Raw genomic sequence first — 25,294 nt, 5'->3', positions numbered from 1 at the left:
GGAAGAGGGGGAGTGTCCTTATGGCTCAAGCGCTGCTAAGCATTCAAATTCTGCCTAAGCTGAAGCAAGGCGATACCGACGTGATTCCTTATGTGGATCGCGCGATCGAGATTATCAAGGAATCGGGCGTCCCTTACCGGGTCGGCCCGCTGGAGACGACGATGGAGGGCGATCTCGACGCGCTGCTCGACATCGTCAAGCGAATGAACGCGGAGATGTTCGAGCTCGGCAGCCCGTCCGTCCTGTCCCAGATCAAGTTGTCGGTAGACGGAAGCGGCAACGCCTCGATGGCCCGCCTTCTGCAGAAGTACCCCGATGGCCGGTAACGTTCGCAAGGCGCTCGTTCCGGGAGGGACGCTGCTCGCGCTGGTGCTCGTCTGGCAGGCGAGCTGCTCTCTGTTCCGCATCGATGCGTACGTGCTGCCGTCTCCTTGGACCATTGCCTCGTATATGGCGGACAACGCCGCGCGGCTGTGGGACCAGCTCTGGTTCACGCTGAGATTGGCCCTGAAGGGGATCGGGCTCGGCGTGGCGATCGGCATTCTGGCGGCGCTGCTGTTCCACCTGATTCCGGGAGTGAGATCGGCGCTGTCGCCCATTATCATCATCACGCAGAACATTCCGACGATCGCGTTGGGACCGCTGCTTATCGTCTGGTTCGGATTCGGACTCCTGCCTAAGCTCATTCTGCTCGCGCTCGTGTGCTTTTTCCCCGTCGCCTGGTCCATGCTCGCGGGGCTTGGCCAAGCGGCGCCTCACCTTCGGGAATACCTCTCGATGATCGGGGCATCCCGCTGGGAGATTCTTCGCCGGCTGGAGCTGCCCGCATCGCTGCCGTCCTTCTTCACGGGCCTGAAGCTGACGGCCACCTACGGCGTGACGGCGGCTATCGTGGCAGAATGGCTCGGCGCCAGCGAAGGCATCGGGCACTACATCGTGCTGAAGTCCAAGGGTTACGACACGACCGGCGTATTCGCCGCGATCGTCTGTATCGTCGCGATGGCGCTCGCTTTCTACGGGCTTGCCGTTCTGCTGGAGAAGCTGGTCATCCGCTGGAGGCCCGCCGCATCGAACGGGAGAGGGGGTAGAGCGGCATGAGCTTAGCATCAAGGAAGCTGGAGATCGAAGGCGTGTCCAAAAGCTACCTTAGAGACCGCAAGCATCATCCGGTGCTGGAGAAGCTCTCGATTCACGTCGACGAGGGAGAATTCGTAACGCTGATCGGCCCGTCCGGCAGCGGGAAGTCGACCTTGTTCCGGCTGATCGGCGGCGTGGAGCTGCCGGACGAAGGGAGCATCCTCATCGATGGCCAAGAAACGACCGGGCATCGCGGCCGCATCAGCTATATGCCGCAGCAAGCGTCTCTGTTCCCCTGGATGTCGGTGGCCGCCAACATCAGCTCGGCGCTGACGACGGCGGGCATCGCCGCGGATGAGGCGAAGCGTCTCGCGGCGGAGTGGCTCGCGCGCATCGGCCTTGGCGATGTCGCCAAGGAGTACCCGCACGTGCTGTCCGGAGGCATGCAGCAGCGAGTCTCGTTCCTGCGCGCGCTGCTGATGCCGCGCGCCGTCATGTGCCTCGACGAGCCGTTCGCCGCGCTCGACGCGTTGACCCGAGCCGAGATGCAGGCCTGGCTGCTGCGCCTGTGGGAGGCAGAGCGGCGCTCGGTGCTGTTCGTCACCCACAGCATCGAGGAAGCGCTGACGCTGTCGGACCGCATCTATGTGCTGTCCCGCGCTCCCGCGCGAATTCTGAAGGAGATCCGCATCCCGTTCTCCCGCCCTCGGCGGGAGGACGTGTGGAAGGAGCCGGCTTTCGTCGCCTTGAAGGAAGAAGTGCTGGAGCTGCTCGGAGAAGGGGCCGGGACCGCCCATGGATAAGCATAAGCCGCAGCCTTATCCGCTGTATGACGCGCATATCCACCTGGACTCGTATCCCGCGGAGCGAAGAGATTCGCTGCTGGCGGAAGCGGCGGCCGATGGCATCGCCGGCGTCGTTGCCGTCTCGATGGATCTCGTCTCCTGCGAGGAGAATCGGAGGCTCGCGGCGCGGTATCCGCGGCTCGTGCTTCCCGCGTACGGCCGCCACCCGGAGCAGCCGGCGCTCGACCCGGACGGTCCGGAGCTTGCTCGGCTGTGCGACTGGATTCGAGCCCGCGCGGCTTCCGGCGAATCGTTCGCCATCGGAGAGGTCGGGCTGCCTTACTATCTGCGCGCCGAGACGGAGGGCAAGGGGGAGCCGTTCGACGAGACTCCCTATCTGCTGCAACTGGAGCGCTTCGTCGCCCTGGCTGCCGAGCTCGATCGTCCGATCGTGCTGCACGCCGTCTACGAAGACGCCGATAAGGCCTTGGACCTGCTGGAGCGGTATCGGATTCGCCGCGCCCACTTCCACTGGTTCAAGGGAGCGGCGCCTGCCGTGGAACGCATGATCCGCAACGGCTGCTTCGTCTCGTTCACGCCGGACGTGCTCTACGAGCCGGATATCCGGGAGCTGGCGAGCGCCTACCCGCTGGAGCTTATGATGGCGGAGACGGACGGGCCTTGGCCGTTCGAGGGACCGCTGGCCGGCCGCGAGACGGTGCCTTCGATGACGCGGAATGTCGTCCGCGAGATCGCCTTGCTGCGGGGGCTCGGCGAGCAAGAGCTCGGCCGCAAGCTGGCCGAGAACACCCGGCGGTTGTATCGGTGGCTCTAAAGTTGAAGTTTGCATGATTAAAAGGATCGTTCCTGCGCGCCGTCGCGAGAGGGAGCGATCCTTTTGCCGATTGGGCGGTTTTGGCTTCGATTTTCAAAGTAACTCCGACCCCGGAGCCCTTCAAACGCCGCTGCTCCTTCGATTCTCTAAGTAACGCCGACCTGGTCTTGCTGCTGCGGCAAGCGGTGGACAGCCTGCAGCCGACCGCGCGGCAGCAGGGAATCGATCTGCGGGCGGAGCTTCCCGCGGCTCCTTGCCGGCTGCGGGGGGACGCCCACTTCCTGGAGCGCGCCCTGCTCAATCTGCTGGACAACGCCGTTCGCCATACTCCAAGCGGAGGAGTCGTCGTCGCAGGCTGCTCGCCGGAGGGGGACAAGGCTCGAGTGGCCGTTCGGGATTCCGGTTCCGGCTGACGATCGCCCGCCGCGTCTTCCGGGCGCACGGAGGCGAGCTGGCCGCGGGCAATCTTCCCGGCGGCGGGGCCGAGCTGAGCGGATGGCTGCCGCTGTGCGCGGATGGCTGAAGAGGTGCCTGGGGGAGAGCCGAGCGGAAGGAGATTCGGGCGGGAGCGGAGGTTGAGCGGACGCTCGGCCCGGGGTTACAATAGCGAAGGATATGGACAACAGCGAAGGAAATTTACAATAGCGAAGGAAAGTCAGCGGGACAGGGGAGAGGACATCGATGATCAAGCGGAAGTTTTACCGGGCGGAGTGGGAGAAGGGGCAGGAGGAGGCCGGCTTGCTTGCGCTGGCGGAAGGAGCGTCGGCGAGACGGCTGGTCGAGCAGGGCGACCTGATGACGGCCGCGGCGTTCAAGTGGCGCAATCAGCTTTTTCTGTATTATGAATGCATGGGGAGGGACGTCCTGCCGGAGGAGATCGCCGGAGAGGCGGAGCCTTATCTGCGGGACTGGCCCGGGCAAGCGAAGCCGCGCCGCTGGGTCGAGATGGCGGACGTCTTCCACTTCAACGAGCCGGCGAGCGAGGAGCACTGGCTCCGCCAAGCGCCGGTGGAGAAGCGGGTCGGCCGGATCGCCCATCTGAAGCCGGAGATGATCGCCAGCTACATCTACTATCATTATCAGCTGCAAGAGGAACGGGCTTTCTTCGGGGACAAGTACGAGATCATCGCGATCCACGAGAACCTGCTGTTCGGCTATCAGGAATTCCCGAAGACGATCGAGGAGCCGGTCGTGCCGGGTCGCCTTCGCACGAAGGGAACGCCGGAGAACTGGAACGACTCCCGCATGGACCTGCATTTTCAGCCTTGGGAGGATGACGGGTACCTGTACTTCAAGCCGGCGGATACGGTGTTCGCTTATTATATCGGGGATCTGGAGCGATAGCGGCCGTTCGCAGTCAACGTACATAGGCGATCAGAGCACGTCATACCTTCCTAATAGTTGCTTAAAAAGTCGGCTGTTGAGGGAGGTCATCCGGTGGCTGTTCCATCGAGTGTTCAGTTTGTTCCTATCCGCGTGGCGGGGGCGATTCCTTCGGATCCGGCGAACGACGTTTCGCCGGCCTATTCCGATATTGTTGGAGATCCGCAGTTCCCGCCAGCCTACTATGCTTTTGACGGCAAAAATGCTTATTTTCGCATCCGTCTTCGCGGAGATCCTCGCTCCAATACGAGCTTCCAGAACGATGTTTGGGGAGTGCTGATCGATACCGACAACAACTCGTCCGCCTACGAGTGGATGCTGGCCGTTCTCGGAGGCAGCAGCTGGATCGCGCTCATCCGCAACAGCGTTCAAGGCGCGAATCCGCTGGCCGACCTGCCGGAAGGCTCGGACGGCAACGGCTTCCCGAATTTTCACCGGCCGATCAACAACTTCGACCTCGCGAGGGCTCGTCTCACGGAAGACGGCTCCTCGTTTGGAGGGACACCGAACTATTTTCTTGATTTTTCCATCGATACCGGAACGCTGTTCAGTCAGCTCGCCATCAATGCGAGGTCTCCTCTCCGGTTTCTGTTCTTCACCTCCTCTACGACGCGCGGGTTCGACCGCGATTCTTTGCCCTTCTCCGACGTTCTTACCTTAAACCAAGCCAACGCACGGGCCGAGCTTCAAGCCTCCGCAATGATTATCGACCCTCCGGCCGCTTTGTTCACCGGCGAAGTCGCCGCGCTTCAGATTAGCTTTGAGGTAAGCAACATGGGTTCCAGCGGAGCCTCGACGGTATCCGCTGCGCTTGCCTTTCCGGAAGGGCAAATCCAGAGCGTCTCGATCTCCGGCGCGACCGTCGGGAACGCTAATTATAACGCCTCCTCCCGAACGTTAAGCTGGAATATCGGCAACCTGCCGAACGGCGCAATGGCGACTCTTAAGGCGACTATCACTCTTATTTTCTCGGAATCCCTTTCCCGGACTCTTTATTTCTATTCGGTGAACGGGATCGATCTACTCACCGGCAATTCGCTGCCTCAGTTGACAGGACAGCAGCAGGTTCAAGTTCAGGCTGTGGGGAGCGTATCCGGCCTCATCCAGAACAAGAACAACGGGCTTCCTCTGAGCGGCGTGCTTGTCGAGCTGCTTCCCCCCGGCAGCCCGCAAGGAGTGTCGACGTCCGAAGGCGGCTACGGGTTATCTGGCATCCCTCCCGGGAGCTATACGCTGCAATTCACCCATGCGTTGTTCCAGACTCAGCTTATTCCCATCGTTATTGGGGCGAATCAGAGTCTTGAGGTGAACGTCCTGCTCGTACCGGAACCGGCGTCCGTGTTCGGCACCGTCTTGTCGGCGCTGGACGGGTTGCCGATCGCGGGGGCGACGGTACGTTTCCTGAATGCGGTCGGCCTTCCGGCGGGGGAGGCAACGACGGATTCGAATGGTTCTTATTCCATTGCCGGGCTGTCCGCCGAGCTGCTCCGCGTGCTGGCGGGCGCGGAAGGATTCCAGCAGCATTCGGTCGTCCTTGACCTTGCGCCTGGATCGACTGAGCAGTTGAATATTGCGCTGGTTCCCGAGCCCGGAGAAGTGAACGGCCTCGTCACGACCGCGGGCGGCCAGCCGATCGCCGGAGCCGTCGTCACGCTCACGAATGAGCAGGCCATCATGCAGTTCGAGGTGCAGACCGATTCGAACGGCCGTTATTCGTTGAATCAGCTCGTCCCGCAAGTCGCTTATCTCGTTCGCGCGTCGGCGCCCGGCTTTAGCGGAGCGGTCAAGTCCGTTCGAGCCGGTCCGGGAGAGGCGGTCACGGTGAATTTTATCCTGAAGCCGGCGCCTGGAAGCTTATCCGGGCAGGTGCTGCAGGAGGCGAACGGAAATCCGCTTCCGGGCGTCTCCGTCAGCCTGCAGGACCTTAGCGGGTTCGTCCTCAGCCAGGCTTCGACGGACGCGAACGGCGAGTTCGCCATCGCTTCGATTAGCCCCGGCCCTTACCTGGTTATCGTGAACGAACCCGGCTTCGCGAATCGGTCGTTAAGCGTTCAGATCGTCTCCGGTCAGGATACTTTCATCGTCCTCTCCCTGACGCCGCTCTCCGGTTCCATCAGCGGAACGGTTTTCACGGAAGCCGGTCTTCCAATTGACAACGCGCTGGTCACGGTGTCCTACAACAACGTCGTTATCGTCCAGAGCGCGACGGCGGAGGACGGCGTCTTCACGGTGACAGGACTTTACCCATCGCTCTACATTGTCACCGTTCAAGCCGACGGCTTCGCCACGGAATCGCTCGGGGCTCTGGTTCAGCCTCTAGAGAATACCGAACTGGAATTTAGGCTAAGCCCGCTGACGGGAAGCGTCTTCGGAACGGTCAAGGATGAAGCCGGAGCCGTGCTGCAAGGAGCGTTCGTCCGCGTGAGCCAGAATCGGCTCTCCTCGACCTTGCTTCTCACGCAGACGGTCTCGGACGACAAGGGACTTTATATCGTCGACGATCTGCCGCCGGGCCTCTATATTCTCAATGTGTCCTTCCCTCAGTTCCAGACGGTGACCGGCGTCGTCGAGATTGCGGCGGGAACGCGGGAACAGCTGGATTTCGTGCTGCTGCGCAGTCCGGGAAGGATCGCCGGGGTCGTACTGAACGACCTGTCGGAGCCGATCGCCGGGGTGACCGTATCGGTGGAGATTCGCAACTCCACCGGAGCGCAAGTGTCGCTGGTATTCGCGGGCGAGGACGGGAGCTATACGAGCGACGAACTGGCGCCCGGCTTCTATCTGATCTTCATCTTCGCCCCGGGCTTCCGGTCGGACCAGGTCACGAGGGAGGTTATCCCCGGCGAGACGACGGTCGCGAACGTTCGGCTGCTGCCGCTGCCCGGCTCGATACAAGGCGTCGTCACCGATCGGGATACGGGAGCGCCCATAGCGGGAACCTCTATCAACGTCTTGACCCAGAGCGGGATCTCGCTGGACACCGCCCTTAGCGACAGCGCCGGCTTCTATCGGCTGGACGGCCTGCGTCCGGGAAGCTATACGGTTATCGCCGCGGCTCCGCTCTTCGAGAATTTTGTCGTGGGCGCTATCGTGGTGGCCGATACGGTCACTCAGACGAATATCGCCTTGCAGCAGGTAACCGGGGAGCTGACGGGAAGCGTGGTCCCTCCGCTGAACGGCGTTCAGATTCGGCTCTATTCCGTTCATAACGTGCTTCTGCAATCGGTTGCGACCTTCCAAGGAGGGAGGTTCCGGTTCCCCTTCCTCAAGGCGGGAACGTACGTCGTCGTCGCCAGCGCGGACGGCTTCTCCTCCGATCCGGTCGGCGCCGTCGTTCAAGCGGGCGGCAGCTCGGAGGCGGTTATTACGCTTCATCCCCTGCCGGGCTCTATCGAAGGGACGATTACTTCGGAGGAAGGAGTCCCGATTCCGAACGCCACGATTGAGGTCGTCAACAACACCGAGGTCATTGTCGGCTCCGGTCAATCCGAAATCGCCGGCCGCTATGTCGTCAGCAACCTGCCGACGGGGACGCTAAGCCTGATCGTCTCGGCGGTCGGCTTCGCGAGCGAGATCGGCGCGGTCCAATTGGCTCCGGGGCAGCGGCTGACCGGAGTCGACTTCGAGCTGAGGGCCAATCCCGGCGGGATCAGCGGTCTGGTGACGGACGCTTCGACAGGCTTGCCGATCGCCAGCGCCGAGATTAACGTCCGGCTCTCAGATGCTTCGGGGCTTGTCGTCGCCATCGTAGCCACGAACGAATTCGGCGAATTTCTGGTGAACGACCTAAGACCGGCTTCTTATGCGATCCTGGTGTTCGCGGAAGGCTATGCCGTCGGAGCGATCGGCGCAACCGTCGATAGCGATCAGATCACGAGCGCCTCAATTGCGCTGGCTAGGCGGCTCGGCTCCATCCTAGGCAGGGTCGTGTCGGAGGACGGCGCCGCTATCGCCAGCAACCGCTCCTTCATCAAGCTGTTCACGATAGCCGGGACACTCTATCTTTCCTTATTCACGGACGAGAGCGGCAGCTTCTTTATTCCTGATTTGCCCCTGGACACTTACCTGGTAAGCGTCTCTTCCGCCGGATTTATCACGAACTCTCAGACGGTATACGTGAACGAGGAGAAAACCGTGGAAGTGACCGTTGTCCTTGCGCGGGGCGGCGTGACGATTACCGGCAAGGTGACGAACGCTTCGACCGGCGCGCCGATCGAAGGAGCTTTGATCTCCGAGAACGGCAGAACCGGGTTCCCGATCGAGACGGTATTCTCCGATCAGAACGGAGACTATGCGTTCCGCTTCTCCGCTGCCGGCCGCTTAACGCTGTTCGCTTCCGCCGTCGGCTTCGGCGCAGAGTCCGCGGCGCTTTATCCATCCGAGGGAGAGACGATCGTCTTGAACTTCGCGCTGCAGCCGAATCCCGGCGAGGTGTTCGGTTTTGTGACGAATCTGGTCGACGGAACGGCGATTCCGGGCGTCGAGGTCAAGCTGTTCAACCGGAGCCAGGTCCAGATCGCGACCGTTCTTACGGACAATAACGGCCAGTATAGCTATCCGGAGCTGCGTCCCGGCGATTATCTGTGCATCGCTATCGCGTCGGGCTTCGCCGCCAGTCAGGGAGGCTTCTCCATTACCCCGGGCGCTTCCGTCAAATACAGCTTCGCGCTGCAGCCGCTTCCCGCCGCGCTGTTCGGGACCATCACCGACGCTTCCACGGGCAAGCCGCTTGCGAACGCGGTCGTTGTCCTGCGCCCGTTCAACAGCTTCGCGGCGCCTCTGAGCTTAACGACGTCGGATCAGAACGGGTTCTATTCCATCCAAGAGCTGTTGGAAGGCAATTACGTGCTGAATCTGTCGGCGACCGGCTACGATACGGTTCAGTCGTCCCTCTTCGCGGGCAGAGGGCAGCAGATCCGCCTCGACCTCAGCGCGAGGCGAACGACCGCGAACGTATCGGGGATGGTTACGGACATCCGGACCGGCCAGCCTCTGCCTGATGCGCTCGTGTCCGTCGTTGACCGCAATGGCATAATCGTCGGGCAGGGAGTGACGGACCGCTCGGGGTTTTACATCGTCGGAAGCGGCTCGCAGAGCGAGACGGACATCATCGCCGTCGCGCAGAATTATCAATTCGGCCACGCGGCCTCTGTCCTGTCGCCCGGTCAGCAAGCTTCCCTGAACGTGCAGCTTCGATCCAGCCCGCTAACGATTAGCGGGATTACGAGAAACGCTCTGACCGGAGCGCCGATCTCCGGCGTCGTCATCTCCGTTCTAACCGAGAACCTCGTGGTCATCGAGACGGTCGCGAGCGACGGGGACGGACTGTATGCGTTCCGGTCCTTATCTCCAGGGGTCTACTTCGTGACGGCGACGGCTCCGACGTATGCTTCGGCTTCTCATCGCGCGGACTTGACGAGCGGGATGTCGGCGGTGGTTAACTTCCTTCTGCCCGTCGAATTCGGGAACTTGACGGGAACGATTCGCGATACGTCCGGGCGGCCGCTTAACCTCGCGCTCGTTCAATTGTTCCAGGAAGAGGAGAAGGCCGCCGTGCTGGCGGCGAGATCCAGAAGCCGGAGCGGCTTCGGAAGAAGGCAAGGAGGGGCTCCGGTTCCCGCGCCCCTGCTCACGTTCCTTCGTTCTACCGTCAGCAACGCGAGCGGACGTTATACCTTATCCAATCTGCCTGCGGGACAGCTTCCGGCGACCTTCTCTTACCCGGAGAAGCAGACGGCGCATCGAACTGCGATCATTATCGCGGGGCAAACGACCGTTCTGGACGTCGTCCTGGAGGACGAAGGCGAGGAATAGGCGGATCTGCCTGCAAGGGTTGATCGACGGCTGCAGCTGATATCTGAATAGGCCGCCCCTACGGTTCTCGGCCGAGAACCGCGGGGGCGGCCTTGACTTGCGGGTCAGCGTTCAAGCGCGAGAGGATTCGTTAGGTTGGAGGGGGCAGCATGCGGCGAAAAAACGTATGCAATAGAAGAGGGCGGGGCTGTCGGGCAGGAGGAGGCCGGCTTGCTTGCGCTGGCGGAAGGAGCGTCTGTGAGACGGCTGGTCGAGCAGGGCGACCTGATGACGGCCGCGGCGTTCAAGTGGCGCAATCAGCTTTTTCTGAAGACGATCGAGGAGCCGGTCGTGCCGGGCCGCCTTCGCACGAAGGGAACGCCGGAGAACTGGAACGACTCCCGCATGGACCTGCATTTTCAGCCGTGGGAGGATGACGGGTACCTGTATTTCAAGCCGGCGGATACGGTGTTCGCTTATTACGTAGGGGATTTGAAAGCTTGAAGTTGGGGATGGGTGAACCGTACCATAAATAAGGGCAAGTTTTTTGAAGTGGATGTTGAGATTTAGTCGTCAATTGCTTTTGGAGAGCCAACAAAGGCAGGGGCTGTCCTGAAACCAGGTTTTCAGAGAACGGAACGCAGCTTCCCGTTCGTTCCTGCTGTAATACTAATACCGCTTAATGTCTCGCTCCAGTAGACGCAGTAATCCTTCCTCGGTGCCTGACCCGGGTACCGGTACGTAGAAACACCAGTGCAGGCCAGGGTCGTTATCGACTACAGAAGCGGAATGGATCACGAACTCCATCTCCTGTGCGTCTGGAAGACGAAATAAAGCAGTTGCGACCCGCCTTTGCTTGATTTCATAGAGCTCCCAGAAATGCACAAACTCCTCGCTTTCCAGCCTCAAACGTTCGAACCGTTCCATATACAAAGGATTATCCTTATAACGATCTATGTTTGCCCGCACCGTCGCCGTGGTGTATCGGGCAAACTCCTCCCAATTTACCAGTCTTTGTCGGTAATCCGAATTAAAGAACATTAGGCTCATCATATTCCGTTCGCTTATCGGCAGACTGCCGAAATCGGCTATAATCAGTTCCGCTGCCCGATTCCAGGCGATAACATCTGTTCCTTCGTCTGTGACGAAAGAAGGATAATGCAATTGATTAACGATCGTTTGCAAAAATCCGGTATCTGATCTTTCGTTATTTAGCACTGCACCTGCGCTCGCCGGGTCTACATTTGCCAGATCAAACAGATGCTTTTGCTCGTCTTCATCCAACTTCAGCGCGTTACTGATATTTAGCAAAACTTCCGGCGAAGGATTAACCTCTCTGCCTTGCTCCAGCCAAGTATAGTAAGTCACGCTTAAATTAGCGAGATAGGAGACCTCTTCTCTTCGAAGCCCCGGGGTGCGTCTTCGTCCGGGAAGCGGCTTTATCCCCGCTATTGAGGGTTGCAACCGTTCCCTGCGTGATTTAATGAATTCACCCAATGCGGATGAGGAATGATTCGTTTTCACATGTGTGACCTCCCATTAATCCTATTCGAGAATACACATTGTAACTTACAAAATTAACTAATATCTCCTCGTACACGAACATTATATCTCTGTAAAGTGTCTGTTGCCACAGGACAGAACCCTCACCGAGAACGGATGCCTGTTAATCCCGCTAATAGTAAAGACATGATGTGGTTAACAACCTCTACCGACTGTACGATTAAGATATTCACGACAGAGAAGTGCTGTCGATAGGAGGTTTTGTTTCTTGAACAAGTATGCCTATAGAAACAAGCTGGCTGTAGTCACCGGCGCTTCATCCGGAATCGGGAAAGCGTATGCCAAAGAACTGGCGGCACGAGGCTGCCATGTCGTGCTGGCAGCGCGCTCCAAGGACAAACTTGATGCATTGTCTGGGGAAATCAACCGCCAGTACGGCGTGCAGGCTTATGCGCTGGCTTGCGATTTGTCCAAAGCGGACGCCTCGCGTCAACTGGCCGAACAAATTTCCAAACTTGGCTTGTCGGTCGATATTCTTATCAACAACGCAGGCTTCGGTACTTACGGCCGTTTCGAGGAAATAGACCTGGAGCGCGAGCAGGAAGAGATTATGCTGAACACGGCTGCGCTTGTCGATCTTACGCATCGTTTTTTGCCCGATATGCTGAGGCGTGGGGACGGAATCGTCGTCAACGTGGCTTCGTTGGGCGCGTTTATGCCTTGTGCTTATACGGCTGTTTATGGGGCTACCAAAGCATTTGTATTGTCCTTCTCTGAAGCGCTATGGGCGGAAACGCGCGGGCGAGGCATTCGTGTGCTCGCGCTGTGCCCGGGTGTAACCGATACAGGGTTTTTCGATGCGGTCGGCAGTAAAGACATGGCTGCGGGCCGTAAGTTCACGACCCCGGAAAAGGTTGTACAGGCCGGATTTCGCGGGATTGACCAGAGACGCAGCTATATCCTCGATCGCCGTACCGATTACTTTATAGTTAGAATGCTCCGATTTTTTAGCAGGCGCAGGGTGGCCTTGATTATGGAACGCATGTCAAACCCAAAAAGGCACTTATAGCGGTTCGGCCGCGGCATGGATAGGCTAACAGTTTCTTGATTTAGCGCCGAGGGGCAGGCAGGATGAACGAGGGCTGTGATTCCAACGAGTCATGTATTCTGCAAAAGAGCCATCCCGCTAAGGATGGCTCTCAAACTTGCCGTTACAGATATGTTCGGTCATTTGGTGATCATCTCCCCTTCAAAGAAGGGATCGAAAGGAAAATCCTTACATATTAGGCAAGCGAAAATACCCCCATCAATCTTTCGCTCATCAATGACGGACCTCGGATGAATTCCAACAATGGAATAGAGGCCTTATTCATGAACAAACAAAATTTTCAGTTATCAGAAACATCGCCCCCTGATCGCGGTATAAACAAGAAGCAGCGTTTATAAGTTGCGACTTTGAAATATCGAGGAGGGCGTTCCAGTTGAAAGGACAATCCGGCGTTCGCTTGGCGGCGATTATTGTTCTGCTGCTCCCATTCCTGCTAGGAGGCTGTTCCGATTTGTTCGGTAAATCGTCCCCGGATCCTTCAGCTTCGGAAACGTCCACTAGCGTTCCTTCTTCGGATCCTTCGACCGTGACGGATTCGTCGGGGGGAGTAACCGCGTATTTGTCAGCGTGGGAACGGCTTGATTATGCGGGGATGTACGCGCTTCTTTCGCCTTTCGTGAAGAAGAGTCTGACGGAAGAGCAGTTCGTCAAGCGTTATCAGACGATCTACAAAGCGCTTGAGGTGTCCAATCTGGTCGTAACGGCGCTTCCGACCGGACATCAGACGGATGACGGATCGGATTCGGAGGGTACGGCGTTGACGGGGACGGGGACCGCTGTCAAGGGGTTCTCGTATCACGTTTCTATGGATACGGCGGAAGGTCCCATCTCTTTCGACAATCAGGGCCGGGTTAGAAAGACGGTAGAGGACGGCGTAACGTCCTGGTTAATCGATTGGAACCCTTCGTTTATTTTCCCCGGCATGGAAGAAGGGGATACGGTGCGAGTCGAGAAAACCCCGGCGGTACGCGGCGAGATCGTCGATCGCAACGGCAATCCGCTTGCGGTCAACGTCGAGGCGGCGCAGCTCGGCATCGTACCGAGCAAGCTTGGGGATTCGGCCGATACGATCAAAGCATCGATGGCAAAGAAGCTGGGAATGTCCGTACAGGATATCGACCGTAAGCTTGGGGCGTCGTGGGTGAAGCCGGATCTGTTCGTTCCGATCGCCGTAGTGGTCGATGACGCGGTGAGGGATGAACTCGTTGCGCTTCCGGGGGTTGCGGCTCAGAAGGTCATGGTGCGGCGCTATCCACTCGGCGAAGCGGCCGCTCATCTGATCGGATATATCGGGGAGATCAACGCCGATGAGCTGAAGATGCACGAAGCTCAAGGCTATAAGGCAGGCGATATGATCGGCAAGACGGGACTGGAGCTTACGCTGGAGGCGCAATTGCGCGGCACGCAAGGCAAAGAAGCCGTTATCGTTGATCGATCAGGCATACGAAAATCCGTGGTCGCAGGGCAGGTTGCCAGGAACGGCGTGACGTACAAGTTGACGATCGATACGGCGCTGCAGCAAGCGATCTATGAGGAAGTAAAGGCCGATGCGGCTTCCGTTGCGGCGATCCAGCCCGCGACCGGCGAAGTGCTGGCGCTGCTCAGCAGCCCGTCATACGATCCGAACGCTTTCGTACAGGGCGTGTCCAAGGAACAATACCGACAATGGAATGAAGATCCGCGGCATCCGTTCCTGAACCGTTTCTCCCGGACGTATGCGCCGGGCTCGTCCTTTAAGGTCATAACGGCAGCGATCGGACTCGATAGCGGCGCGCTTGATCCGGACGGAGCGAAGGAAATTTCCGGATTGACATGGAAGAAAGACAGTTCCTGGGGGAAGTACTACGTGAAGCGGGTGCACGACGTGAATTCGGTCGATCTAACGAAGGCGTTGACCTACTCTGACAATATTTACTTTGCCCAGACGGCGCTGGCAATCGGCAAGAAGCAATTCGTCGCAGGCGCGGCGCGATTCGGGATAGGCGAATCGTTCCCGCTCGCCTACCCGCTTAGCGCTTCGCAGCTTGCCGGCGGCGGAGGCGAGCCTTCCGGCGATATTCAGCTTGCCGACTCCGGCTACGGGCAAGGGCAGGTGGAGATGACGACGCTGCATGTCGCCTTCGCCTACTCCGCGCTTGTTAATGGCGGTAATATCGCCTATCCGCAGCTGTCGGAAGCGGATTCGGCTAATGCGGGAAAGCGGTGGAAGGAGCAAGCGATGTCGGCGGAAACGGCGAAACTCATCAAGGCCGATCTCGTGAAGGCGGTGACAAGTCCGGAAGGCGTCGGGCATGGCGCTTATATTGCCGGAGCTTCGATCGCCGGCAAGACGGGCACCGCGGAGCTGAAAGCGAGCAAGGGCGCACAAGGCCAGGAGAACGGCTGGTTCGTCGGATTTGACGCGGATAACCCCCAACTGTTGATCTCCATGATGATCGAGAACGTACAGGGTCGCGGGGGGAGCGGCTATGTGGCGCCAAAAGTAAAACGAATTTTCGAGCAAACCAAGCAGCAATAAAATAAAGTTATAAACCGATACTATCGTTTTCTGAATTATGCCATGCAATGGGAATGGATGTTTCGGTGGATGTGCGCAAGACTAGGGGGAGAATGATCAATGACGAGGGCTCCCCTTGGTTACAATATAGACGCCCAGAACGCCATAGCTTTCTTCTTTGTAATGGTTCTGGGGGCAGGTTTTCGTCCAGCCGATCGAGTTGCGGGAAGAGATCAGCGCCTCGCCGCAGGCCGGGCAGGTATCCTTGAATAATTTAGCGAGCAGAGATTTTATCATCACCTATTCCTCCTATTTCATAGCATTTTACTTGGGATTATTATAGCGTGAACTTGGGATCCCGTACATGGCTTTTTGAGGAATCATTCATGGACGCGAGAAGCATAGGGCTTCCGAGCGTCCTTTTTTTGCCCATTGAATACGAACATGCATTCTGGTTATAATATAGGAACAGGTGTTCTTAATTTGTTCTTACTTTTGAGCGCGCATGGTTTCTCTTCGGGAACGGGGGGCGCCATGCCGAACAATCAAGGAGGGAAAGGCGATGTCCATCGACAAGTATATCGGGCGGGTGGTCGTGATCGTCTATCAAGACAGGAAGGGGCAGTTCAGCAAGCGAACGATCCTGATTCGCCATATCGAATCGGGGACGATCCTCGCGCTGGACGTGGCCCGGCAGCAGCCGCGGCGCTTCCGCACCGAACGGATTCTGGCTCTCGAGCCGGTGACCGGCCATGCCTCCTGAACGCACGATCTTCTTGGTCGACGGGCAATCGTTCTACGCTTCCGTCGAGAAAGCCGCCCGCCCGGAGCTGCGCGACAAGCCGGTCGCCGTGGGGGATCCCGCCCGCAAGTCGGGCATCATCCTGGCCGCCTGCCCGATCGCGAAGTCCCGGGGAGTGACGACGGCGGAGCGGGTCGGCGAGGCGCTGGCCAAGTGTCCCGATCTGGTCGTGGTCCGTCCGAGGATGCAGACCTATATCGCCATCTCGCTGCTCATTACCGAGATCTTCGAATCGGTGACGGACCAGGTGGAGCCGTACAGCATCGACGAACAGTTCCTGGACATTACGGGCTCGCTCTCGCATTACGGCTCTCCGGAGGAGATCGCCCATCGCATCCAGACTCATATCATGATGTCCACCGGGGTGTGGTCGCGCGTGGGCATCGGGCCGACCAAGATACTTGCCAAAATGGCAACGGATAACTTCGCGAAGAAACGCCCCGACGGCATTTTCGCGCTGCCTTACGACAAGCTGGAGACGGAGCTGTGGCCGCTGCCGGTGAACCAGATGTTCATGGTCGGCTCCCGGATGACCAAGCACTTTATCCGGATGGGGCTGAACCGGATCGGCGACATCGCGAAGCTGGAGCTTGGCGTCTTCAAGCAGAAGATGCGAAGGGAGATGAAGAAGCAGAGCGACATCCAGGCCGAATATTATTGGCAGACGGCCAGGGGCATCGACCCGAGCCCGGTGGTGACGGGCATCCGGGGCAAGCTTCAATCGATCAGCCACGGCAAGGCGCTTCGCAGCAGCCTGTACCGGAAGCTGGAGGACATCGAGGTCGTGCTGCTGGAGCTGGTCGTGGAGGTATGCCGGCGAAGCCGGCGCCACGGCTATATGGGGCGCGTCGTGTCGGTGGCGGCCGCCGAGACGGACGGGGAGCGGACCGCCTGGTTCAGCCGCCAGACGACGCTTCCGCAGCCGAGCTCCCTGACCCACGAGATCGCGGATGCGGCCCGCAGGCTGTTCGTTCAGCACTGGGGCGGCCTGCCGCTTAGCAATTTGAGCATAGCGTTGACCGAACTGACCGACGACAGCGTTTTCCAGCTGACCTTATTCGAGGATCGATCCGCCGTTTATCGGCGAGAGAGGGCGACGGATGCGATCAAGGACCGTTACGGAAGCGGCGCGATCATGCGCGCCTCTTCGCTGCTGGAGTCCGGTGTCGCCAGAGAGCGGGCGGAACAGATCGGAGGACATTATAAATAATGAGCAAACTCGACGGCAACGAGCGCTGGAAGTCCAAGATGCTGCTGACCGAGCATCAGGAGCAATACGAATCGCGGAAGGAGCCGAGAACGTCCGGACAGACGACTCCGGAGGAATTGAAGATGATCCGGGATTACGTGCTCCTGCCTCATATGCTGACCATGGTGCAGAAGCACATGGAGGAGATGCAGAACTCCTCCAGCCTGCTGAAGCGGCTGTATTTGTCGGCGACGCAGGTGGTCATGAACCAGATCAATCGCGATATGTATGAGCTGAGGCGGGAGCTGAGCCGAAGGAGGATTCGCGTGGTCGGCGACGAGCAGGTCGATCTGGTCGTCTACCACCGCTATATCTGCAGGGGGTACGAGGATCGGCTGGGGATAGTCCGCGAGGTCATGCGGGCGGAGATCAGCGTGCGCTTCGCGAAGTATTTCGGCGAGATCAACCAATGGCTGGGCCAGTACAACCGCCCGGCGGCGGAGAAGGAAGAGGCCCCGGTCGAAGGACGCCGATAACGAGGCCTCTCCTATGCAAAGAGCTGCTCTTCCAGCAAGCGTCGGCGCTTGCCGGAAGAGCAGCTCTTGTTTTGTCTAATCACCCTTGAAGATGCGCGAGGCCGGGAAGCTCCCGCGAGTCCAGCTCGCGCATGGAGAGCTTGGCGCCGATGGAGCGGAAGCTGCCGATGACGTCCTCGTAGCCGCGCTCGATGTGCTCGACGCCGGTTATGCGAGTGCGTCCTTCGGCCGTCAGCCCCGCCAGCAGGAGGCAGGTGCCGGCACGCACGTCCGTCGCGTGCACCCAGCCTCCCCGCAGCGGAAGCCCGCCGCGGATAAAGGCGCTTTCCTGCCGCAGCTCGATCTCCGCGCCGAGCCGCCGCAGCTGCGGCACATGGGCGAACCGCTTCGGATAGACGCGGTCCGTTACGATGCTCTTGCCTCTGGCTTGCAGCAGAAGCGCGGTCATCGGCTGCTGCAGATCGGTTGCGAAGCCCGGGTACATGCCTGCGCGAACCCGGGTTGCCTTGAGAATGCCCGTGCCGGAAGCCGTGACGTGATTCTCGCTGCAATCCACGTGCATGCCGATCTCCTCCAGCTTGGCAAGGCAGGAGCCGAGATGGGTGGGAATGACGTCCGTCACGGTAACCTGGCCCCCGCGAAGTCCCGCCGCCATCAGGAAAGCCCCGGCGATCAGCCGGTCCGGAATGACCGCATGCGTCCCTCCGTTTAAGTAGGAGACGCCTTCAATGCGGATGCAGTCCGTTCCCGCCCCGTAAATCTTGGCCCCGAGCCTGTTCAGGAAGACGGCCGTATCGACCACCTCCGGATCCACGGCCGCGTTATACAGCCGCGTTTGCCCTTTGGCCCGCACGGCCGCCAGCATCGCGTTGATCGTCGCGCCGGAGGTCAGCGTATCGAAGTAGATGTCGGCCCCCGTCAGATCGGAGGCTTCGACGACATAATAATCGTTGAAGATCTGGACCCGGGCTCCGAGCGCTTCGAAGGCTTTGATATGCTGATCGATCGGCCGAGCCACGAAATCGTCCCCTCCCGGGAGCCCGATCGTGACCCTGCCGAACTTGGACAGCAGCGCGCCCGCGAAATAATAAGACGCCCGGTAGCTGGAAGCCTTGCCGGGGTCGATCACGGCGCTGTGAATGGAGCGCGGGTCGATGACGACTCGCCCGCCCTCCTGCTGCAGCTTCATGCCGATGTCTCGGCCGATGCTCGCAAGGATGCGGACATCGTCTATGCGAGGGATTCCCTCGAGCGTAACGACGTCGTCCGCCAGGCAAGCGGCGGCCAGCAGGGCGAGGGAGCTGTTCTTCGCTCCCGGGATATGTACCGTTCCATGGAGCGGTCCGGAGTACTCGGTCTCGATATATTTCATGGGAATAATCCTTCTTTCGCTAGGACGATGTCAGTCCGATTCCAGCACGTAGCCGCTGCCGCGAACCGCGCTGATGAGAAAGGTGTCTTTGCCGTATTTCTTGCGTATCCGATAGATCAGGGCGTTTAGTTCGTCGAGCGTCACGTCCGGAACGCCATCGGCTCCGGGCGGCCGTTCCGGCCATACCGAGGCTTTAATCTCCTCGAGCGGAACGAGGCGGTTCGCATTCTCGTGAAGCAGGTGGAGCAGCATATATTCCTTCTCGGACATCGGGATCCGCTTGCCTTCGACGACGCACTCTCTTTTCTCCCAATGAATCGCGATCGGCGGTTCCGCGACCGCCACCCTTCCGGTGACGCTTAGAGGCTCCAGATCCAAGGTCTGTTCGGCGAACGTATACGAGAAGTGGATGACGGCCATCCCCTTCGCCAGCTTGATGATATCGAAGGTGTTAAGGGGATAAGGGTGATTCGGCTTGAGCCGAACCCCGTTAAGCTCCGTTCCGTGGCGGCTGCCCAGATCGTAGAGCACCGCCTTGCCCAGCTCGTTGCGAATAACGAAGTGCCGGCGGGAGATAAAAGCGTTCGTAAAAGCCAAGTCGGGAGAAAACGAATCGGACACCCGGCCCACCAACGTCTTGTCCGCGGTCAGGTTCACGCAGGTGCCCGATGGGTAGGGCTCGCCGCGAATGACGTATAGGCATGCGAAGCTTTCCAATGTCGTTCCCTCCTAGTGGCGATGGCAGGGATCTGCCGTTGTGGAAAAAGGTCTCCACCATTCATCGTAACCCAAACCGACCCGAATGGAAACCTTCCGACGCTGACGGGCCGCTCACTTCTCAGTAACGCCGCAGCCGAATTCAAGGGCGAATCGTAACGCGGGTATAGAGGGGGACGGTCGCCGCCAGTTGCAGCACGTCCGCGTTATACATCCGAATGCAGCCGTGCGAGACGAGATGCCCGATCGATGAAGGATCGTTGGTCCCGTGAATGCCGTAATGGGGCTTGGACAGTCCCATCCAGAAGGCGCCGAACGGGCCGCCGGGATTCGGCTGCTTGTTGATAATCTCGTATTCGCCGGTCGGAGTCTGCGTCACCATCCGCCCGATGCCGACGGGATAGCCTCGAACGACGACATTGGCGTCCAGCAGATACAGCTGCCGATCGGACAGATCGACGATTATGCGGTAATCGGCCACGGAAGTCTCCCCCTCTCGGATAGAAGAACGCCGCGCCGGAGTCCGGCGCGGCGTTCTTGTTCTCGCTCATGCTAGTACGGCAACACTCAGAAAATGCCAGCGCGCAGAATGATGACCAAGAGGACGAAGAGAACGAGAGCAAACGCGGCCGTGCCGAGCCCGCCGCCGTAACAGGAGCCAACACCTGCGCCAGCTACTGGATAACTCATAATGATCACCGCCATAGGTTATTGTGATTCCTCATCACCCAATCATCGTATGTAAGCGGATGGGTAAACGGACAGGGCAAAAGCACAGGAACCTATAATTCCGCAACAACCTAGAGGACGAGGCAACCGGCGGATAGCGGACGGGATCGTCATTCGTTGCCGCTGACGGCGGCGTATTTTACTCGGCCATATAATGACGGATCATGAAATAAGAAACGACCACGATGAGGAAAATGCCGAGACAGTACAGTCCCAAGAGAGCGACGCCTTTTTTGCCGTTCATTCGCTATTGCACCACCTTTGTTTGCAAGTATGATACCGCGTTTGCAGCGGGCATTGCAAAGAAACTCGGCAATTGTCACGACTTTGTGCGAGCTTGGCCGCGGGAAGTACAAGCAAACAAGCAAGGGGTGGAAAACGATCATAAAATAGGGGGAGAGGAGGGGGAGCGATGACCCGATTATTGGATGCCAGAACGAGCCAGAACAGCAGCTTCGCCAGAAGCTTGGCCATTCCGCTGCTTCCCCCGAGCCAGGAGGCGCTCTTCGCCGTCGTCGGGTTGAATTGCTTGGATCCTTCCGGCATCGTGAGAGCCGAGTTCACCGCCTCCGTCTCGATCCAGTACGAGCCTGGCGGCCTCAGGGACGTCACGATATCGGTCTATCGGCAGCTGGTCAGGGGCAACGCCGCGCTTAGCGGAACCGTCCTGGTCTATACGGCCACCTTGAGCGAGCCGACGCTAGTGGATGCCTCGGTAAGGGTGTTCACCGTCTCGGGCAACGATTACGACATCCCCGCGGAGGAGAACAGCGCGGTTAAATACACCGTTTACGTGAGCGGGAACGCCACCGGCATGGTGAGGGTCGGGCCGGAGAGCTTCAGCGCATCGCTGTATTGCGATTGAGGCCGGCGGGGGCCTGGTCCGGAAGGGATAGAGGGCTAGAGGGCTAGAGGGGTAAATGGACAGAGGGATAGAGGGGGAGAAGGATATCGTGGGAGAACCCGGGCGCAGGCTTCGGGTTTTATGGTTGCGCGGAGATCGTCTCCGGCGAGACGAAATCGACGGAACGGGGGCTGTAGCGGGGGGAGATAGTCTCAAGTGAGACTAAATCGGCGGGACGAGGCCTGCGGTGAGGCGAGATAGTCTCCAGTGAGACTAAATCGGCGGAAGTTGGTCGGCCGCGGGGCGAGATAGTCTCCAGTGAGACTAAATCGGCGGTACAAGGTCGGCGATGGGGCGAAATAGTCTCCAATGAGACTAAATCGGCGGAAGTTGGTCGGCCGCGGGGCGAGATAGTCTCCAGTGAGACTAAATTGGCGGGGACGAGGTCGGCATTGTGGCGAGATAGTCTCCAGTGAGACTAAATCAGCGGAACGGCCCGAACAGGCCGCTTCGCCCATCACCTTGTGGCCCGCTGGAGCGAATGGGTATTCGGTTGGATTCATTCTCTATAGGAGGTTGCCGATAGTACAAGCAAGGAGGTGTTAGCTTGGATATCGCAGCTCTATCTGCAGTAATGAGTCAATCGACTTTATCGCAATCATTCGGCATTAAGGTACTGGACATGGCGATGGGACAATCGGAGCAGCAGGGACAAGATCTGGCGCAGCTGATGGCTTCGAGCCTTGATCCCAACTTAGGCAACAAGCTTGATATTCGCGTCTAAATTCACCAAACAAAATTCAAACCAAACCAACCCGGACCCGCAGATTTGCGGGTTTTTTATATTCACGCTCTCTCTATGTCCACGCTATTGAAAGGATTATTATCGAAACGAATTAACCGTCAATTGACTGCCAATCTGCTACCAAGTCGCCAAAACCACTGATTAGCACGAATTCCCAAACATCGAAAATCCCTGATATATAAGGGTTAAGACAAAAAAATCGAGCCTCGCATCGCTGCAAGGCTCTTACATGGGAGAGGAGAAACCGGACGAAGAGCTTATGGGGAAACGTAAGTCTTCTCCGCGGTTGTCCCCGGCGTTTCTGAGGCGCCGGTAGTACCAGTGTGACCGAATCGGCAAGAAATATACGCAGGCGAAGGGAGAAAATTGCTGAAATTCGAAAGCGATGCCGGAGTTTGTGCTTTTGAAGCTTTCGCGAATATGGTAACATAGCACCGAATGAAGCCGTACGGGCAGAAAACGGCGGCTAAAGTGCAGGAGATGACAACTTGAGAGTCATATCGGGAGATGCCAAGGGGCGGCCGCTCAAAGCCGTGCCCGGCCAAACGACCCGTCCAACGACGGATAAAGTGAAGGAAGCCTTGTTCAGCATGATCGGCCCTTATTTCGACGGGGAGGTCGTGTTGGATTTGTTCGCGGGAACCGGGGGTCTGGGAATCGAAGCGCTCAGCCGCGGAGCCGGCAAAGCGGTGTTCATCGACATGAACCCGCGCAGCGTGGAAGTTGTCCGGGCCAACCTGGAGACGGCGCGAGTCGCGGACAGGGCCGAGGTATACCGCAACGACGCGCGCAAGGCGATCAAGCTGCTGGAACGCAAGGGAGAGAAGTTCGATCTGATTTTCCTCGATCCGCCATATTCGATGAAGGATTGCCACGAGCTGCTGGACGAGCTGGAAGCGAGAGGCATGACGGCGGACGGAGCCGTCGCGGTCGTGGAGCATGAGTCGGGCTTCGATTACGGAGACCGGATCGGACGCTTCGAGAGGCGCCGGCTGGCGAACTATGGAGAGACGTCGATCTCGATCTACCACAAGACAGACGGAGGAGAATCGGAATGAGCAATAAGGTACGGCAAGAGGGGGAGCATCGCATCGCGGTGTATCCGGGAAGCTTCGATCCGGTCACTTTCGGGCATCTGGACATTATCCGCAGAGCCGCGAAGCAGTTCGATCAGCTGATCGTCTCCGTCCTGAACAACACGTCCAAGAATCCGCTATTCTCCGTCGAGGAGAGAGTCGCGCTGCTGAAGGAAGTCACGAAGGACTTGCCGAACGTCGAGATCGATTATTTCCGCGATCTGCTTGTCCGGTACATGCGTTCGCGCAACGCGCAGGTCAGCATCCGGGGGATCCGCTCCGTCACCGACTTCGAGTACGAGCTGCAGATGGCATCGACGAATCGCCAACTGGACGAAGGGATCGAGACGATCTTCATGATGACGAATCCGAAGTACTCGTACCTCAGCTCCAGCATCGTCAAGGAGATCGCCAAGTTCAACGCCCCGGTGCAGGATCTGGTGCCTCCGGCGGTGGAAGCGGCGCTCAAGCGCAAGTTCGGGAACGCTCCGTCTTGAGGAGATACATAAGGCATCCCGAGGGGGAAAATAGGTCCATAATTCCGTCGGTTCTTTTGCGAAGCATCCGCCGACCCGAGTCCTTTTTCCAATAGATGTGATTTTTCGCGTTTAATTGCCGCAAGATAACAAAAACCACAGATTGTATTCGAAAAATCATATATAAATGGATCGCTTTTCCCAAAAGTCCATGATTATATACGAAATTTCATATACAATAAGCCAACTAGCCGATTTCTATCGAATTGTATTCGAAAAATCGAATATATTCGCTAACCTGGCCCCGACAAAATGGGGTTGCCGTTTCTCAACAGTCTGTGCAGTTACGTGTGCAACAAAAGGAGGCTGCCCATCCGCGGGCAGCCTCTCTTTTGTCGGCGAAGGGGAGGAATATCAACTATAATCAGAAGCCCGAATCCGATGGGGGAACGCCTTGGCTGCCGCCGCTTCCCTTGCCCTTGGGCGGCTTGGGCGGGATAGGGCGCTTGGGCCGCATGACGGCGGACAAGAAAGCCAGGAGCAGGAAGACGGCGACGGAAGCTAGGGTCGTCAGAGTCGTCTCGGACAGGCTCGTCCAGCTGTCCGGAAGCGGGAAGCTGGAGGAGGACGCGTAGCCGGAGACAGTCCGTTCGCTCGGCTGGGCCCAGGAGGGGACAAGCGCGGACAGCCAGCCGCGCTCGGCGGCGATGGCGAACGGGTACGTGCAGATCAGGGCGAGAGCGGCGTGCAGCAGGCGTCCGGCGAGGAAACGGAACCAAGGGAATCCGTCGTCGGAGCGAATGACGGCGCGGGCTTGCAGCAAGCCGCTCCAGCCCGTCCAGGCGAGCACGGCTGCCAGCAGGGTGACGGCGGGAACCGGCGTTTGCGAGAACAAGGCGGAACGCCCGGTCTCGAAGGCGCCGAGGTGTAGCTCGTACAGGCCGGGGACGGCGAGCCAGACGTCGGCTTCCGGCCACGCCAGCTGCAGCATGCGAAGCAGGACGGAGCTCATCATCATGAGGCCGCCGATGGCGAAGAGAACGGAGACGGCGTGGCTGACGGCATCGGCGATCTGCTTGCCGAAAGGGCGGCCGTCCTCCTCCTTCGCTTCCCGGATAATTCGGCTTAGCCGGTGCAGCAAAGCCTTAGGCTCCGTCTGAGCGAGCGGAGGCGGCGTGGCGGGAGCGGGGGGCTTCGCGATCCGCGCCCAGACGACTCCGGCGACGACGACGGATACCCAGAGGCCCAGCGCGAGCGCCCAGCCGTAAGCGGGCGAATGAAGGAAGCCGGTTCCGATGACGAGCACCAGGACAAAAGGGTTCGGCAGATGGGAGACGAGCAGCAGCGTGTCCATATCGGAATCGCGGACAAGTCCCCGTTCCCGGAGCCGCTGCGCTTCGCGCGCTCCCGCGGGCATTCCGGCGGACCAGCCGAAGGCGATCGCCCACCCCGCTGCCCCGGGAAGCCGGAACAGGCGCCTGGTGAGCGGCTCCGCAAGGGCGGCGAGCACGTGCAGCAAGCCGGTCGCGGCGAGCAGCTCGGCGAGCATGAGCGGCGGCAGCAGGCCGGGGAAGACGGTCTGCCACCAGACCTGCAGGCCGGAGAGCGAAGCGCGGAACGCTTCGCCCGGAGACTTGACGATGCCGACCACGAGCAGAACGACGCCGGCTCCCGCAAGCAAGGACAGCGCGGCGGACGGGCGGCGCGAAGGGGCTTTATCGGATTTATCGGTCATGAAGGCTCTTCCTCCCGGTCGGATCGGAGCGC

General features: G+C 59.2%; 24 protein-coding genes. 17 read left to right on the top strand and 7 right to left on the bottom strand.

Annotation, left to right across the window (positions count from 1 at the left end):
* The first annotated feature begins 20 nt into the window (after positions 1 to 20).
* The 8 genes from ELR57_RS15440 to ELR57_RS15405 all read left to right on the top strand — a co-directional run bounded on the left by ELR57_RS15440 (position 21) and on the right by ELR57_RS15405 (position 10,377).
* Positions 21 to 326, top strand: a complete 306-nt coding sequence (locus tag ELR57_RS15440; protein WP_126959989.1) for a thiamine-binding protein — start codon at positions 21 to 23, stop codon at positions 324 to 326.
* Positions 316 to 1,098 (top strand): ABC transporter permease, encoded by a 783-nt coding sequence (locus tag ELR57_RS15435; RefSeq protein ID WP_126959988.1) that lies wholly within the window; start codon positions 316 to 318, stop codon positions 1,096 to 1,098. Before ELR57_RS15440 ends, ELR57_RS15435 begins: the two co-directional genes overlap by 11 nt.
* Positions 1,095 to 1,880, top strand: a complete 786-nt coding sequence (locus ELR57_RS15430; protein ID WP_126959987.1) for an ABC transporter ATP-binding protein — start codon at positions 1,095 to 1,097, stop codon at positions 1,878 to 1,880. Before ELR57_RS15435 ends, ELR57_RS15430 begins: the two co-directional genes overlap by 4 nt.
* Positions 1,873 to 2,697 (top strand): TatD family hydrolase, encoded by an 825-nt coding sequence (locus ELR57_RS15425; RefSeq protein ID WP_126959986.1) that lies wholly within the window; start codon positions 1,873 to 1,875, stop codon positions 2,695 to 2,697. The genes ELR57_RS15430 and ELR57_RS15425 overlap by 8 nt, the downstream gene beginning before the upstream one ends.
* An 80-nt stretch (positions 2,698 to 2,777) precedes the next feature.
* Positions 2,778 to 3,110 (top strand): ATP-binding protein, encoded by a 333-nt coding sequence (locus tag ELR57_RS15420; RefSeq protein ID WP_126959985.1) that lies wholly within the window; start codon positions 2,778 to 2,780, stop codon positions 3,108 to 3,110.
* A gap of 268 nt (positions 3,111 to 3,378) precedes the next feature.
* Positions 3,379 to 4,041, top strand: coding sequence for a hypothetical protein (locus ELR57_RS15415; RefSeq protein WP_126959984.1), 663 nt, complete (start codon positions 3,379 to 3,381; stop codon positions 4,039 to 4,041).
* A gap of 93 nt (positions 4,042 to 4,134) precedes the next feature.
* A complete protein-coding gene (locus ELR57_RS15410; protein WP_126959983.1) occupies positions 4,135 to 9,894 on the top strand; it encodes a carboxypeptidase regulatory-like domain-containing protein in 5,760 nt (1,919 codons plus the stop codon).
* A gap of 210 nt (positions 9,895 to 10,104) precedes the next feature.
* On the top strand, positions 10,105 to 10,377 hold the full coding sequence (locus ELR57_RS15405) for a hypothetical protein (RefSeq protein WP_238162538.1): 273 nt from the start codon (positions 10,105 to 10,107) through the stop codon (positions 10,375 to 10,377).
* 165 nt (positions 10,378 to 10,542) lie between these two features.
* Here the strand turns inward: ELR57_RS15405 and ELR57_RS15400 are convergent, their stop codons facing one another.
* Positions 10,543 to 11,397: a helix-turn-helix transcriptional regulator gene (locus tag ELR57_RS15400; protein ID WP_126959982.1), complete on the bottom strand. Its 855-nt coding sequence runs from the start codon at positions 11,395 to 11,397 to the stop codon at positions 10,543 to 10,545.
* Positions 11,398 to 11,644: 247 nt separating this feature from the next.
* On the opposite strand from ELR57_RS15400, the gene ELR57_RS15395 reads away from it, so the two are divergent.
* Together ELR57_RS15395 and ELR57_RS15390 are read left to right on the top strand one after the other, a co-directional pair.
* Positions 11,645 to 12,445 carry an SDR family NAD(P)-dependent oxidoreductase gene (locus ELR57_RS15395; protein ID WP_126959981.1) on the top strand — a complete coding sequence of 267 codons (801 nt, stop codon included), beginning with the start codon at positions 11,645 to 11,647 and terminating at the stop codon, positions 12,443 to 12,445.
* Between the two features lie 412 nt (positions 12,446 to 12,857).
* On the top strand, positions 12,858 to 15,002 hold the full coding sequence (locus tag ELR57_RS15390) for a penicillin-binding transpeptidase domain-containing protein (RefSeq protein ID WP_126959980.1): 2,145 nt from the start codon (positions 12,858 to 12,860) through the stop codon (positions 15,000 to 15,002).
* 96 nt (positions 15,003 to 15,098) lie between these two features.
* Here ELR57_RS15390 and ELR57_RS15385 read toward each other — a convergent pair whose 3' ends face one another.
* The gene (locus tag ELR57_RS15385) at positions 15,099 to 15,278 is read right to left on the bottom strand and encodes a hypothetical protein (protein ID WP_126959979.1); all 180 of its coding nucleotides are present in this window, start codon (positions 15,276 to 15,278) and stop codon (positions 15,099 to 15,101) included.
* 265 nt (positions 15,279 to 15,543) lie between these two features.
* On the opposite strand from ELR57_RS15385, the gene ELR57_RS15380 reads away from it, so the two are divergent.
* The 3 genes from ELR57_RS15380 to ELR57_RS15370 are packed head-to-tail and all read left to right on the top strand — an operon-like array spanning position 15,544 to position 17,508.
* On the top strand, positions 15,544 to 15,744 hold the full coding sequence (locus ELR57_RS15380) for a hypothetical protein (protein WP_126959978.1): 201 nt from the start codon (positions 15,544 to 15,546) through the stop codon (positions 15,742 to 15,744).
* Positions 15,734 to 16,993, top strand: a complete 1,260-nt coding sequence (locus tag ELR57_RS15375) for a DNA polymerase IV (protein WP_126959977.1) — start codon at positions 15,734 to 15,736, stop codon at positions 16,991 to 16,993. Before ELR57_RS15380 ends, ELR57_RS15375 begins: the two co-directional genes overlap by 11 nt.
* Complete coding sequence (locus ELR57_RS15370; protein ID WP_126959976.1) at positions 16,993 to 17,508, top strand: YhjD family protein; 516 nt, start codon at positions 16,993 to 16,995, stop codon at positions 17,506 to 17,508. Before ELR57_RS15375 ends, ELR57_RS15370 begins: the two co-directional genes overlap by 1 nt.
* Positions 17,509 to 17,587: 79 nt before the next feature.
* On the opposite strand, the gene murA is transcribed toward ELR57_RS15370, so the two are convergent.
* From murA to ELR57_RS15350, 4 genes are all read right to left on the bottom strand, one after another.
* Entirely contained in the window at positions 17,588 to 18,880 is a 1,293-nt protein-coding gene (murA, locus tag ELR57_RS15365; protein WP_126959975.1) for a UDP-N-acetylglucosamine 1-carboxyvinyltransferase, read from the bottom strand.
* 30 nt (positions 18,881 to 18,910) lie between these two features.
* Positions 18,911 to 19,597, bottom strand: a complete 687-nt coding sequence (locus tag ELR57_RS15360) for an FHA domain-containing protein (RefSeq protein WP_126959974.1) — start codon at positions 19,595 to 19,597, stop codon at positions 18,911 to 18,913.
* Positions 19,598 to 19,739: 142 nt separating this feature from the next.
* Complete coding sequence (locus ELR57_RS15355) at positions 19,740 to 20,078, bottom strand: L,D-transpeptidase (RefSeq protein ID WP_126959973.1); 339 nt, start codon at positions 20,076 to 20,078, stop codon at positions 19,740 to 19,742.
* A gap of 86 nt (positions 20,079 to 20,164) precedes the next feature.
* Positions 20,165 to 20,287 (bottom strand): sporulation protein YjcZ, encoded by a 123-nt coding sequence (locus tag ELR57_RS15350; protein WP_126959972.1) that lies wholly within the window; start codon positions 20,285 to 20,287, stop codon positions 20,165 to 20,167.
* Positions 20,288 to 20,738: 451 nt separating this feature from the next.
* On the opposite strand from ELR57_RS15350, the gene ELR57_RS15345 reads away from it, so the two are divergent.
* The 4 genes from ELR57_RS15345 (at position 20,739) to coaD (ending at position 23,548) form a co-directional block, all read left to right on the top strand.
* The gene (locus tag ELR57_RS15345) at positions 20,739 to 21,191 is read left to right on the top strand and encodes a hypothetical protein (protein WP_126959971.1); all 453 of its coding nucleotides are present in this window, start codon (positions 20,739 to 20,741) and stop codon (positions 21,189 to 21,191) included.
* Positions 21,192 to 21,777: 586 nt separating this feature from the next.
* A complete protein-coding gene (locus ELR57_RS15340) occupies positions 21,778 to 21,954 on the top strand; it encodes a YjfB family protein (RefSeq protein WP_126959970.1) in 177 nt (58 codons plus the stop codon).
* 509 nt (positions 21,955 to 22,463) lie between these two features.
* The gene (gene rsmD, locus ELR57_RS15335; RefSeq protein WP_126959969.1) at positions 22,464 to 23,033 is read left to right on the top strand and encodes a 16S rRNA (guanine(966)-N(2))-methyltransferase RsmD; all 570 of its coding nucleotides are present in this window, start codon (positions 22,464 to 22,466) and stop codon (positions 23,031 to 23,033) included.
* On the top strand, positions 23,030 to 23,548 hold the full coding sequence (gene coaD, locus ELR57_RS15330; protein ID WP_126959968.1) for a pantetheine-phosphate adenylyltransferase: 519 nt from the start codon (positions 23,030 to 23,032) through the stop codon (positions 23,546 to 23,548). Before rsmD ends, coaD begins: the two co-directional genes overlap by 4 nt.
* 403 nt (positions 23,549 to 23,951) lie before the next feature.
* On the opposite strand, the gene ELR57_RS15325 is transcribed toward coaD, so the two are convergent.
* On the bottom strand, positions 23,952 to 25,262 hold the full coding sequence (locus tag ELR57_RS15325) for a sporulation protein (protein ID WP_126959967.1): 1,311 nt from the start codon (positions 25,260 to 25,262) through the stop codon (positions 23,952 to 23,954).
* Positions 25,263 to 25,294 lie beyond the last annotated feature (32 nt).

The organism is Cohnella sp. AR92 (assembly GCF_003990975.1).
In the GTDB taxonomy this organism is placed as follows: domain Bacteria; phylum Bacillota; class Bacilli; order Paenibacillales; family Paenibacillaceae; genus Cohnella.
The sequence above is the reverse complement of the archived record's forward strand: the minus strand, read 5'-3'. Positions and strand labels throughout refer to the sequence as shown.

Excerpts from the sequence above, each read along its gene's own strand:
- ELR57_RS15375 (WP_126959977.1), top strand. The coding sequence starts at position 15,734 with ATGCCTCCTGAACGCACGATCTTCTTGGTCGACGGGCAATCGTTCTAC.
- murA (WP_126959975.1), bottom strand. The coding sequence starts at position 18,880 with ATGAAATATATCGAGACCGAGTACTCCGGACCGCTCCATGGAACGGTA.
- ELR57_RS15435 (WP_126959988.1), top strand. The coding sequence starts at position 316 with ATGGCCGGTAACGTTCGCAAGGCGCTCGTTCCGGGAGGGACGCTGCTC.
- ELR57_RS15370 (WP_126959976.1), top strand. The coding sequence starts at position 16,993 with ATGAGCAAACTCGACGGCAACGAGCGCTGGAAGTCCAAGATGCTGCTG.
- ELR57_RS15425 (WP_126959986.1), top strand. The coding sequence starts at position 1,873 with ATGGATAAGCATAAGCCGCAGCCTTATCCGCTGTATGACGCGCATATC.
- ELR57_RS15380 (WP_126959978.1), top strand. The coding sequence starts at position 15,544 with ATGTCCATCGACAAGTATATCGGGCGGGTGGTCGTGATCGTCTATCAA.
- ELR57_RS15415 (WP_126959984.1), top strand. The coding sequence starts at position 3,379 with ATGATCAAGCGGAAGTTTTACCGGGCGGAGTGGGAGAAGGGGCAGGAG.
- ELR57_RS15325 (WP_126959967.1), bottom strand. The coding sequence starts at position 25,262 with ATGACCGATAAATCCGATAAAGCCCCTTCGCGCCGCCCGTCCGCCGCG.
- ELR57_RS15440 (WP_126959989.1), top strand. The coding sequence starts at position 21 with ATGGCTCAAGCGCTGCTAAGCATTCAAATTCTGCCTAAGCTGAAGCAA.
- coaD (WP_126959968.1), top strand. The coding sequence starts at position 23,030 with ATGAGCAATAAGGTACGGCAAGAGGGGGAGCATCGCATCGCGGTGTAT.
- ELR57_RS15345 (WP_126959971.1), top strand. The coding sequence starts at position 20,739 with ATGACCCGATTATTGGATGCCAGAACGAGCCAGAACAGCAGCTTCGCC.
- ELR57_RS15430 (WP_126959987.1), top strand. The coding sequence starts at position 1,095 with ATGAGCTTAGCATCAAGGAAGCTGGAGATCGAAGGCGTGTCCAAAAGC.
- ELR57_RS15385 (WP_126959979.1), bottom strand. The coding sequence starts at position 15,278 with ATGATAAAATCTCTGCTCGCTAAATTATTCAAGGATACCTGCCCGGCC.
- ELR57_RS15350 (WP_126959972.1), bottom strand. The coding sequence starts at position 20,287 with ATGAGTTATCCAGTAGCTGGCGCAGGTGTTGGCTCCTGTTACGGCGGC.